This is a genomic window from Micromonospora sp. WMMD980 (genome assembly GCF_029626035.1).
Lineage (GTDB): Bacteria > Actinomycetota > Actinomycetes > Mycobacteriales > Micromonosporaceae > Micromonospora.
Window position 1 is genome coordinate 1,308,614 of sequence record NZ_JARUBE010000003.1, and the last position, 16,425, is coordinate 1,325,038.

The 16,425-nt window shown below is 74.8% G+C and carries 3 protein-coding genes; all 3 read left to right on the top strand.

Annotation, left to right across the window (positions count from 1 at the left end; translation table 11 throughout):
• Positions 1–76: 76 nt before the first annotated feature.
• The 3 genes from O7618_RS06595 to O7618_RS06605 all read left to right on the top strand — a co-directional run bounded on the left by O7618_RS06595 (position 77) and on the right by O7618_RS06605 (position 16,312).
• A complete protein-coding gene (locus O7618_RS06595; protein ID WP_278105077.1) occupies positions 77–14,884 on the top strand; it encodes a type I polyketide synthase in 14,808 nt (4,935 codons plus the stop codon).
• Between the two features lie 13 nt (positions 14,885–14,897).
• Positions 14,898–15,821 carry a TIGR03619 family F420-dependent LLM class oxidoreductase gene (locus tag O7618_RS06600; protein ID WP_278105079.1) on the top strand — a complete coding sequence of 308 codons (924 nt, stop codon included), beginning with the start codon at positions 14,898–14,900 and terminating at the stop codon, positions 15,819–15,821.
• A gap of 95 nt (positions 15,822–15,916) precedes the next feature.
• Positions 15,917–16,312: an SRPBCC family protein gene (locus tag O7618_RS06605; RefSeq protein WP_278105080.1), complete on the top strand. Its 396-nt coding sequence runs from the start codon at positions 15,917–15,919 to the stop codon at positions 16,310–16,312.
• Positions 16,313–16,425 lie beyond the last annotated feature (113 nt).

Consider the following 16,425-nt stretch of genomic DNA (forward strand, 5'->3'; position numbering starts at 1 on the left):
GCGACGGGCAGCGTGCCGCCACGAGACTGGCGTCTGCGTCTACGCCCCTGTCGCTGTCCTCGAGGAAGTGTGCACCGTGCTGCGTACGGACCTGATCCGCCCACTGCCCGAACTGCTCCAGGAACACGCCACCCGGCGCGGTGACAAGATCGCGTACCGGGACGACCGGCGCGCCGTCACCTACGCCGAGCTGTACCGGCGTACCGGGCGCATCGCCGGCCACCTGCCGGACCTACGCCTGCAACCGGGCGACCGGGCGGCCATCTGCCTCGGCAACCAGGTCGAGACGGTGGAGAGCTACCTGGCGATCGTCCGGGCCGGCGCCGTCGGCGTCCCGCTGAACCCCCGGTCCACCGCGGCCGAACTGGCCTACCTGCTGCACGACAGCGACGCGCGGGTGCTCATCACCGACGCCGCCCACGTCGAGCGGCTGCACGACGTGCTCCGGGAACGCCCGCAGACCCGTGTGGTGCTGGTCGGTTCCGCGTCGTCCGCCGACGTTCCCCCCGGAACGGTGTTGTTCGAGAGCCTGGCCGGCGCCGAGCCCGCCAACCCCGCTCGCGACGACCTGGCGCTCGACGACCTGGCCTGGATGCTCTACACCTCCGGCACCACCGGCCGGCCCAAGGGGGTGCTGTCCACCCAACGCAACTGCCTGTGGTCGGTGGCGGCCTGCTACGTGCCGGTGCCGGGGCTCTCGGCCGAGGACCGGGTCGTCTGGCCGCTTCCGCTCTTCCACAGCCTCGCGCACATCTTCTGCCTGCTGGCCGTGACGAGCGTCGGCGCCACCGCCCGACTGGTGGACGGGATGTCGGCCCCGGACGTGCTGCGCGCCCTTCGGGAGGAGTCCGCCACCTTCCTGGCCGGGGTGCCGACGATGTACCACTACCTCATCCAGGCCGCTCGCGAGACCGGCTTCGTCGCCCCGGACCTGCGCATGTGCCTGGTCGGTGGCGCCATCACCACCGCGGAGCTGCGACGCTCGTTCGAGGACGCCTTCGGCGCGCCGTTGCTGGACGCCTACGGCAGCACCGAGACCTGCGGCTCCATCACCATCAACTGGCCCACCGGCGCGCGGGTCGAAGGGTCGTGCGGGCTGCCCGTGCCCGGGCTGAGCGTCCGGCTGGTGCATCCCGACACCGGCCGCGACGTGGCCGTGGGCGAGGAGGGCGAGGTCTGGGTCCGCGGCCCCAGCGTCATGGTGGGCTACCACAACCAGCCCGAGGCCACCGCCGCCGCCTTCAGCGACGGGTGGTACCGCACCGGCGACCTGGCGCGCCGGGACGCGGCGGGCTACTTCTCGATCACCGGGCGGATCAAGGAATTGATCATTCGCGGCGGCGAGAACATCCATCCCGGCGAGGTGGAGGAGGTGCTGCGCCTGGATCCGGGAGTCGCGGACGTGGCGGTCGTCGGCAAGCCGCACGACATCCTCGGCGAGGTGCCGGTGGCCTTCCTGGTCGCCGGTCCCGGTGGGTTCGACCCCGACCGGCTGCTCGCCGCCTGCCGTGAGCGGCTCTCCTACTACAAGGTGCCGGAGGAGCTGTACGAGATCGACCGCATCCCGCGCACCGCGTCCGGAAAGATCACCCGGCACGTCCTGCTCGACCAGTCCGCCCGGCTGCGCGCCACCGGCAGCGGTCGCTTCGACACCCTCCTCACCGTCGACTGGCCGCCGCTTCCCTCGGCCCAACCGAGCACCGCCCCGGGCCGCTGGGTGGTCGCCGGGCCGGACGCCGACACCCTCGCCGGGCACCTGCGGGAGCACGGGCAGGACGCCACCGCCTACGCCGACGTCAGTGACGTGCTGAGCGCGATCACCCGGGGCGGGCCCGTCCCGGCGGTGACGCTGCTGCTGCCCGCCCCCACGTCCGGCGAGACGGTGTCGTCCGCGCGCGCCACCACGAACGACCTGTCGTCCCAACTGCGGTCCTGGCGCAGCGCCGGGCTACCCGCCGAGTCCGCCATCGCGGTCGTCACCCGCGGCGCCGTCGTCACCGGCTCCGGCGAGGACGTGACCGACCCGGGCGCGGCGGGTGTCCCCGGGCTCCTGCGCAGCCTGCGCGCCGACGGCACCGACGTCGTCGGGGTGGATCTCGACACGATCGACGCCGCCTCGTCCGTCGCCCTGATCATCGCCGTGACCTGCGGAGAACCGGAGTCGGCGATCCGCGCCGGCGTGGTGCTCACGCCTCGACTGGTGCGGGCCGCCGCGCCCACGGACGCCTCCGGCACCACCCTGGACCCGCACGGCGCGGTGCTGGTCTGCGGCGCCGGGACCACCCGTGGCGCGGCCGTCGCGCGCCACCTCGTCATCGGGCACGGCGCCCGCCATCTCGTCCTGGCCGCCCCGCGGGGACGGGCGGACCAGCAGCTCACCCAGCTCGCCGGCGACCTCGAGCGGCTCGGCGCCAAGGTGCGGGTGGCCGGGGCCGATCTCACCGACGCCGGCCAGGTCGCGTCGCTGCTGCAGTACGAGAAGCGCCCGTGGAGCGCGGCCGTGGTGATCACGGACGACTCGGATCCGGAGCGGAGCACCGTCACCGCATGGAACGTGCACGAGGCGACCCGGGCGATGCCGGAGACGCCCCTGCTCACCATCACCTCGACCGCCGGTCTCGCCGGTGGAAGCGGTCCCGCCGCGGCGGGCAACGCGCTGCTGGCCGCCGCGACGCATCGGCACCGCGCTCGGGGGCTGCCCGCGGTTCTGCTCGCCCACGACGAGCCGGGCTCGCCGTCCCCGGTGGTCGGTCTCGACGCCCTGCCGACCCGCGAGGCGCTCGCGATGCTCGACGCCGCGCTGGTCGCCGGCGGGTCGGTCTACGTGGCCGCCCGGCCCACGCCGACACAGGTGCGCCGGGACAGGCTGCCGGCGCTGCTGCGTGAGCTGATCGACACCACCCAGAGCACGCTCGGCGACCGAGGGGGCGACCCGGCCGCCCGCGAGCGACTGCGCGCCCGGCTCGCCGGCCTCACCCGCGAGGCCCGGCTGCGCAACCTGGAGACGCTGGTCGCGGGCGAGACCGCCGAGGTCGTGGGGCTGTCCGGCGGCACCGCGGTCGATCCGGGGCGAGCCTTCGCCGACCTGGGTTTCACCTCGCTCGCCGCCGTACAGCTGCGGGGTCGGCTCGCCGCCGCGACCGGCCTCGACCTGCCGACCACGGTGGCCTTCGACCGGCCGACGCCGGCCGCCCTCGCCCGTTACCTGCACGACGAACTGTTCGGCGAGCGCTCCCCGGCGGCGGCGCCGAGGACGGCCCCCCGGCTCGCCGAAGAGCCGGTCGCCATCGTCGCCATGGGCTGCCGGCTGCCCGGTGGGGTGGCGAGCCCGGAGGACCTGTGGCGGCTGGTCGAGGAGGAGACCGACGCGGTCTCGGACTTCCCCGACGACCGTGGATGGGATGTGTCCGCGCTGTACGATCCCGACCCGGACGCTCCCGGCAAGTCGTACGTCCGCGAGGGCGGCTTCCTGCACGACGCGGCCGAGTTCGACGCGGCGCTGTTCGGCATCTCGCCGCGCGAGGCGATGGCCATGGACCCGCAGCAACGCCTGCTGCTGCAGACGGCGTGGGAGGTCTTCGAGCGGGGCGGTCTCTCGCCCACCGCACTGTCCGGGCAGGACGTGGGCGTCTTCACCGGCGTGATGTACCACGACTACGGGAGCCGGACGTCGCGCCCGCCGGAGGGTACGGAGGGCTACCTCGGCATCGGCGTCGCCGGCAGTGTGGTGTCCGGCCGTGTCGCGTACGCCTTCGGGTTGCAGGGGCCGGCCGTGTCGGTGGACACCGCCTGTTCGTCGTCGCTCGTCGCGCTCCACCTCGCCGCCCAGGCGCTACGACTGGGCGAGTGCTCGATGGCGTTGGCCGGCGGTGTCGCGGTGATGTCGCAGCCGAGTGCGTTCGTCGAGTTCTCCCGCCAGCGGGGCCTCGCGCCCGACGGGCGCTGCAAGGCGTTCGCGGACGCCGCCGACGGGACCGGATGGTCCGAAGGCGTCGCCCTGGTCCTGCTTGAGCGGCTCTCCGACGCACGGCGCAACGGGCACCCCGTGCTCGCCGTGCTGCGGGGCAGCGCCATCAACCAGGACGGCGCCTCCAACGGTCTGACGGCGCCGAGCGGCCCGGCCCAACAGAAGGTGATCCGGCAGGCCCTCGCGAACGCCGGGTTGGTCCCCGCCGACGTGGACGCCGTGGAGGCGCACGGCACGGGCACCCGTCTCGGTGACCCGATCGAGGCGCAGGCCGTCCTCGCCACGTACGGGCAGGACCGGCCGGCCGGGCGGCCGGTGTGGCTCGGCTCGTTGAAGTCCAACATCGGCCACGCGCAGGCGGCCGCGGGCGTGGCGGGCGTCATCAAGATGGTCCAGGCCATCCGGGCCGGTGTCCTGCCCAGGACGCTGCACGTGGACCGGCCCACCTCGCACGTGGACTGGTCCGCCGGGCAGGTGGAGCTGCTCACCTCGGCCCGCCCGTGGCCGGAGACCGCGGGGCCCCGGCGCGCGGGTGTCTCCTCCTTCGGCGTCAGCGGCACCAACGCGCACGTCATCGTCGAGCAGGCACCCGCGCAGGAGCAACCACCCGCCGCGCCGCGTCCGGCGGCGCCGGTCATCGTCTGGCCGCTGTCCGGTGGTTCGGCGGCGGCGGTGCGGGCCCAGGCCGGGCGGCTCGCGACGACGGTGGCGCAGCCGGAGGCGGTGCCCGCCGATGTCGGCTTCTCCCTGGCGACGTCCCGCGCGGCGCTGCCGCACCGGGCCGTGGTCGTCGCGGAGAGCCGTCCGGACGCGGTGGCCGGCCTGGCCGCGGTGGCCGACGGGGAGGCGGCGGTGACCGTCGTCTCCGGCGCCACGGTGACCGGAGGGCTCGCGATCCTCTTCACCGGACAGGGCAGCCAGCGGGCCGGCATGGGCCGTGACCTGCACGCCACCTACCCCGCCTACCGCGAGGCGTTCGACGAGGTGTGCGAGGCGCTGGACCCGCACCTGCCCCGCCCGCTGCGGCCACTCGTCCTCGCCGCGCCCGGCTCGCGCGAGGCACGGCTGCTGGACCGTACGGAGTTCGCGCAGCCGGCCCTCTTCGCGGTCGAGGTCGCGACGTACCGCCTCCTGTCGAGCTGGGGCGTGGTCCCGGACCACCTCGCCGGGCACTCGATCGGCGAGCTGACCGCCGCGTACGTCGCCGGCGTCTGGTCGCTGGCCGACGCTGCCACCCTCGTGGCCGCGCGCGGACGCCTGATGCAGGCGCTGCCGGATGGCGGCGGCATGACCGCGATCGAGGCCACGGAGGAAGAGGTCCGCGCCCTGCTGCCCGGGCACGTGAGCGTGGCGGCGGTCAACGGACCCACCTCGGTGGTGATCTCCGGTGCCACGGATGCCGTCGACGAGGTGGCCGCCGAGATGGCCGCGCGCGGCCACCGGACCAGCCGCCTGCGGGTGTCGCACGCGTTCCACTCCGTCCTCATGGAGCCGATGCTGGACGAGTTCCGGGCGATCGCGGCAGGGCTGTCGTACGCCGAGCCGCGGCTTTCGATCGTCTCCAACGTGACCGGTGCGGCGGTGGCGGCCGGCGAACTGGTGGACCCGGAGTACTGGGTCCGGCACGTGCGCGAGACGGTGCGCTTCCACGACGGTGTGCGCGCGCTGCACGAGGCGGGTGCGGTCACCTTCCTCGAGGCCGGGCCGGGTGGCGTGCTGGCCGCGATGGTCCAGGGCTGCCTCACCGGGGAGGGCCCGGACGAGGTGGAGGCCCTGCCGATGCTGCGCAAGGACCAGCCGGAGGTGCTGTCGGTCGCGCGGACGCTGAGCCTGCTGCACGTGCGGGGCGTGGCGGTGTCCTGGTCCGAGTTCTTCGCCGACGCCCGGTGCCGCCGGGTCGAGCTGCCCACCTACCCGTTCCAGACCGAGCGTTACTGGCTGCCCGTCGGGTCGGCGGGCGACCAGGACGTGGCCGCCGCCGGGCTGGCCAGGACCGACCATCCGTTGTTGGCGGCCTTCGCGCAGGTGCCGGGCACCGGCGAGGTGCTGGGCAGCGGCCGGGTGTCGGTGGGCAGCCAGCCGTGGTTCGGTGACCATCGCATCGGCGACGCGGTCGTCGTGCCCGGCACCGCGCTCGCCGAGATGGTCCTGCGGGCGGCGGAGGAGGTGGGCCTCGACCGGATCGAGGAACTGATCCTGGAACAGCCGATGCGCCTGCCGGCGGACGGGGCGCTGCAACTGCGGCTGCACGTGGGCGCGGTCGGGGACGACGGCCGGCGTCGGGTGACCGTGCACTCCCGGCGCGAGGATCGGGACGCCGACCAACCGTGGACCCGGCACGCCGCCGGCACGATCGGCGGGGGCGCGGCGGGCGGGGCGGGCGAGGACCTCAGCTCGTGGCCACCGGCCCAGGCCCAGCCGATCGACATCGACGACCTCTACGCCGACCAGGCCGAGGCCGGATACGGGTACGGCCCCGCCTTCCAGGGCCTGCACGCGGTCTGGAGCCGTGACGGCGAGGTGTTCGCCGAGGTGCGCCTGCCCGAGGACGCCGACCCCGACGCCGCCCGGTACGGCCTGCACCCGGCCCTCTTCGACGCCGCCCTGCACGCCACCAAGCTGCTGCCGCAGCAGGGCGAGGAGCAGGTGCACCTGCCCTTCGCCTTCGACGACGTCTCGCTCGAGGCCACGGGCGCCACCACGCTGCGGGTGCACGCGCGGGCGCTCGCCCCGCACACCGTCGCCCTGTCGCTGGCCGACGGCGTCGGCCGCCCGCTCGCGCGGGTCGGCGCCCTGCGGCTGCGGCCGGCGACGGACCTGACACCGGCCGCGCCGGAACCGCTGAGTGACTCGCTCTTCGAGGTCCGGTGGTCGCCCCTCGGCCGGATCGAGTTCCCCGACGCGGTGACCTGCGCCCTCGTCGGATCCGACACCGACGCGCCGGGCGTGCCCGCCGGATGGTCCCGGCACGCCGACGTCGCGGCCCTGGTCGAGGCCGAGCGGGAGGCCGCATCCGTCGCCGACGTGGTGGTGCTGGTGGTGCCCGCCTCGGCCGACGAGCCGGACGCGCTGTCCGCCACCACGGGCACGGTGCTCACCGCACTGCAGCGGTGGCTGTCGACGCCGAGGTCCGGCGCCGGCCCGCTGGTGGTGTTGACCCGTGGCGGCGCCGCCGTGCACGGCGCCGGTGAGCTGACCGATCCGACCGCCGCCGCCGTCTGGGCGATGGTCCGGTCGGCGCAGTCGGAACACCCCTCCCGCCTGGTGCTGCTCGACGCCGACCCGGGCGCGGATCTCGCCGTCCTCGTGCCGGCGGCGGTCGCGACCGGCGAACCGCAACTGGGCGCCCGCGACGGGAAGCTCTACGTTCCGCGGCTCGTGCGGGCCGATTCGGTGGCGCCGCTGGCCACGCCGGGTTCGGCCGGGCACTGGCGCCTGGCCCAGCGGGCCGGGGGCAGCACCCTCGACGAGCTCGTGCTGGCGCCCGTCGACGACCTGGGCGACCCGGGGCCGGGGCGGGTCCGCGTCGCCGTACGCGCGGCCGGGGTGAACTTCCGGGATGTGCTGGTGTCCCTGGACATGGTGCCGGGGCAGCACGGTCTCGGCGGCGAGGCGGCCGGCGTCGTCGTCGGCACCGGCGCGGGCGTCACCGGGCTGGCGGTCGGTGACCGGGTGATGGGGATGGTCGATGAGTTCGGCGCGTTCGGCACGGTCGTCGACACCGATGCCCGGCTCATGGTGCCCATCCCCGACGGATGGTCCTTCACCGAGGCGGCAGCCGTGCCGATCGTCTTCCTGTCCGCCTGGTACGGCCTGCACGACCTGGCTCGTCTGCGGGCCGGGGAGAGCGTGCTCGTCAACGCCGCCGCTGGTGGCGTCGGACTCGCGGCCGTCCAGCTCGCCCGTCATCTCGGCGCCGAGGTGTACGGCACCGCCTCCACCGGCAAGTGGTCCTACCTGCGCGAGCAGGGGATACCCGCCGACCGCCTGGCGTCCTCGCGCGACACCGGTTTCGGCGAGCGTTTCCGGGCGGTGAGCGGAGGGCGCGGCGTGGATGTGGTCCTCAACTCCCTCACCGGTGAGCTGGTGGACACCTCGCTGGCGTTGCTGCCGCGCGGCGGCCGGTTCCTGGAGCTGGGCAAGACCGACATCCGGGTGGCCGAGGACCTGGCCCGCGCCCACGCCGGTGTCCGCTACCAGGCGTACGACCTCCGGGAGGCCGGCGCCGAGCGGCTCGGTGAGATGCTGCGCGAGCTGGCCGCCCTCTTCGCCTCCGGTCGGCTGCGCCCGTTGCCGGTCACGTGCTGGGACGTGCGGCGTGCCCCCGAGGCGTTCCGTCACCTGAGCCAGGCCCGGCACATCGGCAAGGTGGTGCTCACCGTTCCCCGGGCGCTGGCGGCCGACGGCACCGTGCTGGTCACCGGCGGCACCGGCACACTCGGCTCGCTGGTCGCGCGCCATCTCGTCGCCGAGCGTGGCGTACGCCGGTTGCTCCTGCTCAGCCGGGGCGGGCGCGCCGCCGAGGGAGCGCCGGAACTGGTCGACGAGCTCGCGGCGCTCGGTGCCCACGTCGACGTGGTCGCCGCCGACGTCGCCGATCGCGCGCAGCTCGCCGCGGCCGTCGCCGGTGTCCCGCCGGAGCATCCGCTGACCGCGGTGGTGCACACGGCCGGGGTCATCGAGGACGGCGTCGTGGAGTCCCTGACGCGCGACGGACTCGACCGCGTTCTCGCGCCGAAGGCCCAGGCGGCGTGGCACCTCGACGATTTGACCCGCCACTTGGACCTCGCCGCCCACGTGCTGTTCTCCTCCGCCGCGGGCGTCTTCGGCAACCCCGGTCAGGCCAACTACGCGGCGGCCAACGGTTTCCTCGACGGCCTGGCCCAGAGCCGGCGGGCGCGAGGCCTGCCGGTGGTCTCCGTGGCCTGGGGCATGTGGGCGCGACGCAGCGCCATGACCGCCGGCTTGGACGACGCCACCCTGCGCCGCAACCGTCGGGACGGGATGAGGCCGCTGGACACGTCCGAGGCCCTGGCTGTCCTCGACGCCGCGCTCGACGCCGCCGACCCCGCGTTCGTCGGGGCCCGCCTGGACCTGGCCGGGCTGCGTGGGGCCGAGGCGGAGACGGCCGTGCCGCCGATGCTCCGCGGCCTGGTGCAGCGCCGACGTCGGGCGCAGGCGGCGACCGGTGCCGACGCCGACTCCCTCACCGCACGGCTGCGACCCCTGCCGGCGGCCGAGCAGATCCGGGCCCTGACGGACCTGGTACGGGTGGAGGCGGCCGCGGTCCTCGGCCACCCGAGCGCCGAGGCGGTGGACCCGGAGCGTGCCTTCAAGGACGCCGGCTTCGACTCGTTGACCGCCGTGGAGCTGCGCAATCGCCTCGTCGGCCGTACCGGGCTGCGACTGACACCGACCCTGGTCTTCGACTACCCGGCGCCGGTGTCGCTGGCCGCGCACCTGCGGGCCACGCTGCTGGACGGGCCCGACGACCACGCCGACGCGGAGACCGGGCCGGCCGCCCACGCCGGCGTGCCCGACGAGCCGATCGCCATCGTGTCGCTGAGCTGCCGCCTGCCCGGGGCGGACACGCCGGAGGACTTCTGGCGGTTGCTGGCCGACGGCGTGGACGCCAGCGGTGAGTTCCCCGCCGACCGGGGCTGGGACCTCGACCGGCTCTTCGACCCGGACCCGGACCACCCGGGCACGTCCTACACCGACCGCGGCGCCTTCATCGACGCCGCCGCGTTCGACGCGGACTTCTTCGGCATCTCGCCCCGCGAGGCGCTGGCCATGGACCCGCAACAGCGGCTGCTGCTGGAGACGTCCTGGGAGGCGGTCGAACGTGCCGGTATCGACCCCACCTCCCTGCGGGGCAGTCGGACCGGCGTGTTCACCGGCGTGATCAACCACGACTACGCGATCCGGCTGCAGAACGCGTCCGCGGACCTGGAGGGATACCGGTTGACCGGGGTCTCCGGCAGCGTGGCCTCCGGGCGGGTGGCGTACACCCTGGGCCTGGAGGGGCCGGCGATCACCGTCGACACCGCGTGCTCGTCGTCGCTGGTGGCTCTGCACCTGGCGACGGGTTCGCTGCGCCGGGGCGAGTGCGACATGGCTCTGGTCGGCGGCGTCACGGTGATGGCCACCCCGGACAACTTCGTCGAGTTCTCCCGGCAGCGCGGTCTCGCGGTGGACGGCCGGTGCAAGGCCTTCGCCTCGGCCGCCGACGGCACGGCCTGGTCCGAGGGCGTCGGCCTACTGCTCGTCGAGCGGCTGTCCGACGCCCGACGGCACGGCCACCCGGTCCTCGCGATCGTGCGCGGCACCGCGGTCAACCAGGACGGCGCGTCCAACGGCTTGACCGCCCCCAACGGGCCGTCCCAGCAGCGGGTGATCCGCGCGGCGTTGGCTGACGCCCGGTTGGGCCCGGCGGATGTCGACGTCGTCGAGGCGCACGGCACCGGCACGGCCCTGGGCGACCCCATCGAGGCGCAGGCCCTGCTGGCCACCTACGGCCAGGACCGTCCCGCGGACCGGCCGCTGATGCTCGGGTCGGCCAAGTCCAACATCGGCCACACCCAGGGCGCGGCCGGCGTCGCGGGCGTGATCAAGGTGGTGCTCGGCATGCGCCACGGGATGGTGCCCCGCACGTTGCACGTGGATGCCCCCTCGCCGCACGTCGACTGGACGGCGGGAGCGGTGGCCCTGGTGACGGAGAACATGCCGTGGCCGGCCGACGGCGACGTCCCCCGGCGCGCGGGCGTCTCGTCGTTCGGCGTCAGCGGCACCAACGCCCACGTCGTCCTGGAGGCGGCCCCCGACGAGCCGGCGGCCCCACCGTCACCGGACGCCGCAGCCCCCGGCCCGATTCCCGTGATCCTGTCGGGGCGCGGCGTGCCGGCCCTGCGGGCCCAGGCGGCCCGGCTCGCCGATCACGTGGCGAGCCGTCCCGACCTGACGCCCGCAGAGGTCGTGCACTCCCTGCTGACCGGTCGCGCGCTCTGGGAGCACCGCGCCGCGGTGCCGGCCGCCGACCGGGATGAGCTGCTCGCCGGCCTCCGTGCGCTGGCGGCCGGCGAGCCCGTCGACACCGGTACGGCGGAACCGGGTGACGTGGCGTTCCTCTTCACCGGCCAGGGCAGCCAGCGGGTGGGCATGGGCCGCGAGTTGTACCGGGCGTTCCCGGCCTACGCCGAGGCGTACGACGCGGCCTGCGCGGCGCTCGACGAGCGACTCGCCGGGCACGTCGAGGTCGGACTGCGCGAGGTGATGACCGCCGAGGCGGGCACGCCGACCGCCGAGCTGCTGCACCAGACCGTCTACACCCAGGCGGCGCTGTTCGTCGTCGAGGTCGCGCTGTTCAGACTGCTCGAACAGCTCGGCGTGCGCCCCGACCACGTCGCCGGCCACTCGATCGGGGAGATCGCCGCGGCCCATGCCGCCGGAGTCCTCTCGTTGGCCGACGCGTCCGCCCTGGTCGCCGCGCGGGGCCGGCTCATGCAGGAGCTGCCGGCCGGCGGGGCCATGGTGGCGGTGGAGGCGACCGAGTCCGAGGTCCTGCCGCTGCTCGCCGGCCTTGCGGAGCACGTGTCGGTGGCCGCGGTGAACGGTCCTCGCGCGGTCGTGGTCTCCGGCACGGAGCAGGCCGTCACCGAGGTGGCCGCCGCCGGCGCCGCCGCCGGCTGGCGCACCAAGCGCCTCACCGTGAGCCACGCCTTCCACTCACCGCTGGTCGAGCCGATGCTCGACGAGTTCCGGCACGTCGCGCAGGGCCTCGACTACCGGAGCCCCGGCATCTCGGTCGTCTCCACCCTGACCGGTGACGTCGTCGCGCCGGAGCAGATCACCTCCGCCGACTACTGGGTGGAGCACGTGCGCCGACCGGTGCGGTTCGGCGACGCCGTAGGGGCGATGCGCCGCCTGGGCGTGCGTACCTTCCTGGAGGTCGGTCCGGACGCCGTCCTGACCGCCATGGCGCGCGAGGAACTGGACGCCGACGACCGGGCCCCCGTCTGCCTGGCCCTGCAGCGACGCGGCACGGACGAGAGCGCGACGCTGCTCGCGAGCCTCGGGTCGGCCCAGGTGCGGGGCGTGCCGGTGGACTGGCGACCGCTGCTCGACGGCACCGCTGTCCGCCGTGTCGACCTGCCCACCTATCCGTTCCAGCGGCAGCGGTACTGGCCGCGCAGCCCTTTCCCCGGCGAGGACGGATCGCGCCCGCGCGCGGCCGCTCACCCGGTGCTGCGCAGCACCGTCGAGGTGCCCGGGACGGACGGGCTCATCCTGAGCGGCTCGATCTCCGCCGAGGCGCACCCGTGGGTGAGCGACCACGTGGTCGCGGACGCGGTGGTCGTGCCGGGAGCCGCGTTGGTGGAGCTGGCGGTGCGGGCGGGGGACGAGGCCGGCGCGCCGGTGGTGGAGGAACTCGTCGTCGAGGCGCCGCTGACGCTGCCCGACAAGCACCCGGTCGACGTGCGCGTCGTCGTCGACCCGGGCGACACCGACGGCCGTCACCGGGTGGCGCTGTTCTCCCGACCCCGGGCGGCGGACGACGGGGCGCCCTGGGTGCGACACGCCACGGGGACCCTCGCGCCGCTGCCCACGGACGCGCCCCCGCCCCTCGACGTCGCCGTCTGGCCGCCCGCGGGCGTCGAGGCGGTGGATCTGGCCGACTTCTACGCCGGCATGGCCCGCTCCGGGCTGTCTTACGGACCCGCCTTCCGAGGGCTGCGCGCGGCGTGGACCCGAGGCGAGGACGTCTACGCCGAGGTGGTGCTGCCGGAGCTGGGGGACGGCGAACCCTCCCCGTTCGCGCTGCACCCCGCGTTGTTCGACGCGGCGCTGCACGCGGGCGTGCTGGGTCCGGTGCCGGCGAGTCCGCCCGGCCAGGTGACGCTTCCGTTCGCCTGGTCCGGCGTCCAGGTGCACGCGGCGGGAGCGACCGGCCTGCGGGTGCGGATCACGCGCGCCGGCTCGGCCGCCGTCTCGATCGAGTGCGTCGACCCGTCGGGTACGCCGGTGCTGTCGGTCGGCGGCCTGACGTTCCGTCCGGTGCCCGCGGCCGCCGTCGCAGTCGTCGCGTCCGGCGGACACCTGTGGCACCAGCGTTGGGACGAGCTGACGGTGCCGGATGCCGGCGCGACCGGACCGTGGGCGACGCTCGCCGACGCCGACGACGTGGCCGCCATGGTCGCCGCCGCCGCGCGGGTCGTCCGGATCGACGTGCCCGGCGACCCCGGCGGCGCGGCGATGCCGCAGCGGCTGCGCGCGGTGACCACGGGCACCCTGGCCGGGCTGCGGGCGGTGCTCGACGAGCCGGCGCTCGCCTCGACGGTGGTGCTGGTGACGACACGCCACGCGGTGGCCACTGCGGACGGCGCGGCCTGCGACCCGGCGGCGACGGCCGTCTGGGGCCTGGTCCGCACCGCGCAGACGGAGTACCCCGACCGGATAATCCTGGTCGACCTCGGCGAGGCGGCCGGGGACGAGCAGGCGCTTCGCCGGGTCGTGGCCATGGGTCAGCCGCAGGTCGCACTCCGCTCCGGTGTCGCCCTGGCACCCCGGCTGGTGCGTGTGGACACTGCGGTCGCGCCGCCGTCGCGGACCCTCGACCCCCACGGGACGGTGCTGGTCACCGGCGGGACAGGGGCGCTCGGCGCCGTCGTCGCGCGCCATCTCGTCACTGGTCACAGTGTCCGGCACCTGATCCTGACGAGTCGGCGTGGGGCCACCGCCGACGGTGCCTCGGACCTGGTGACCGAGCTTGCCGGGCTGGGGGCCGAGGCGAGGGTGGTGGCGGCGGACGCCGGTGACCGGCAGGCGTTGGCCGGCGTCCTGGCCGAGGTCGCGCCGGACCATCCACTGACCGCGGTCGTGCACGCCGCGGGCGTGCTCGACGACGGCGTGCTGTCCGCCATGGACCCGGTTCGCCTGGACGCCGTGCTGCGCCCGAAGGCCGACGGCGCATGGCACCTGCACGAGCTGACGCGCGATCACGACCTCGCCGCGTTCGTGCTGTTCTCCTCGGTCGCCGGGGTCCTGGGCAACCCGGGGCAGAGCAACTACGGCGCGGCGAACGCCTTCCTCGACGGGCTGGCCGCGATGCGGCGGGCGCGGGGGGCGCCCGCGGTCTCGGTGGCGTGGGGTCTGTGGGACGTCGCCGGGGCGATGGGTTCCGGTCCGGTCCGCGGGGACCGGCCGGCGCGCGGCGGCGTCGTCCGGCCGTTGGCCGTGGCGGACGCGCTGGCCGCGTTCGACGAGGCTCTGCGCGGTGGAGACCCGGCGCCGGTCGCCGTGCGGCTCGACCTCGCGGCGCTGCGCTCGGGTGAGGGGGTGCCGACGCTACTGCGGGCGCTGGCGCGCCCCGGCCGTCCGGCGGTGTCCGCCGGCGCCGGCCAGGCGGGCGGCGACGATCTGGTCGCCAGGCTCGGCGCGATGCCGGCGGAGGAGCGGCAGAACGAGGTGCTGTCCCTCGTGCGGGCCGCCTCGGCCGCGGCTCTGGGGCGATCCTCGGCGGCGGAGATCCCGCCGGACGCCCCGTTCAAGGACATGGGGTTCGACTCGCTGGCCGCGGTGGACCTGCGCAACCGGCTCACCCGGGCGGCGCGGATCCGGCTCTCGGCGACCGTCGTGTTCGACTTCCCGACCCCGGCCGAGCTCGCCGATCACCTGGGCGAGCTGCTCCTGCCGACGGAGGACGCCGCCGCGCCGGTTCTCGCCGGGGTCGCCGGGCTGGAGCGGGCGATCGACACGGCGACCCTCGACGGCGCGTTGCGGGTCGAGGTGGCCGACCGGCTCCACGCGCTGGCCACCCGGCTCGCCGGCACCGGCGGCGCGCCGGGCGACGACGACCTCAGCGCCGCGTCCGACGAAGAGATCTTCCGGCTCGTCGAGGACGAGCTGGGACGAGGATGAGCGAAGGGGAAACATGGACATCGGTGTCGCACTGCCCTCGGCCGGTCCGCTGGCCAACCGGGAGAACCTCATCCGCTTCGCCCGCGCGGCGGAGAGCCTGGGTTACGCCTCGCTGTGGACGTACGAGCGGTTGTTGCGGCCCGTGGCGGGGTCCGTCCCGCCGGGCGGCACGGCTCCGGAGCAACTTCCGGAGGTCTATCGCACCGTCTACGACCCGCTGGAGACCCTCAGCTTCCTCGCGGCCGTCACCGACCGGATCACCCTGGGCACCAGCGTGCTCGACGCGCTCTTCCACCCGCCGGTCGTGCTCGCACGCCGGATCGCCACGCTGGACCAGCTCAGCGGTGGCCGGGTGCTGGCCGGTCTGGGGCAGGGCTGGATGCGCGAGGAGTTCGAGGCGGCCGGCGTGCCGGTGCGCCGGCGGGGCGCCGGGTTCGACGAGGTGGTGGCGGCGATCCGCGCCTGCTGGGGGCCGGATCCCGTCCGGTACGAGGGGCGGTTCTACCGGATCGCGCCGTCGGAGATCAACCCGAAGCCGGTGCAACCACGCCTGCCGATCGTCGTCGGCGCCATGACACCCAAGGGGGTGGACCGGGCTGCCCGCATCGCCGACGGCCTGAACCCGATCGCCTTCTCGGCGGAGGCGACGATCGGGGCCGGCGCCCGTTTCCGCCACGCGGCGGCGCAGTGGGGCCGCGACCCGGAGTCGCTGTCGGTCATCGCCCGGGCGAACGTGCCGGTGACCAGCGCTCCGATCGACCGCGACCGTCCCTACCTGGGGGGCTCCCCGGAGCAGATCGCCGAGGACCTGGCGAAGCTGCATGGCAACGGCGTCGACCACGTCTTCCTGGCCAACATGGCGGCGACCGACATCGACGAGGAGCTCAGCCTGCTGAGTCGCCTGCGGGAAGCCCTCGTAGGGGTGGGTCTGGGGTAGGCGACGGGGTGACTGTGGGGTAGGCGGCGGCCTGCGGTTCCCACATCATCGGATCTGCGTCGCGTTGGACGGCGCAATTTCGAGCGGAGGATTTCGTGGCGTCCATCATTCACGAGTTCGCGGTCGGTGCTGATGTGGAAAGCGCTTGGGCGGCACTGTCCGATGTCGCTCGCGTCAATCAGCTCATCACCTTCCTCGGGCCGGTGACCGTCGACGGCGACGTGCGAACCGTCGACATGGGGGAGTTCACCATCAAGGAACTCGTCGTCGACGTCGACCCGAAGACGCGCCGCGTCGCCTACAGCATCCAGCAGTCGCCCTACCAGCTGACGCACCACCACTCCATCATGCAGATCCTTGCGCCCGAGAGCGGCGGGAGCGGGTCTCGCATGATGTGGAGCATCGACGTGAAGCCGGACGCGACAGCCGACGTGATGGCGCCCGGCGTCCTCGACGCGATCGAGACGATCAAGAAGTCCCTGGCTGGCTGACAAGCGTCGGCGCCATGCGCTCGACGTGACGCGGCGCCTCGAAGAATCGAATGGAAAGGTGGCTGCGTCGTGACCTCGACCAACCCTCTGCCAGATGTGCCGGTGGATCGTTC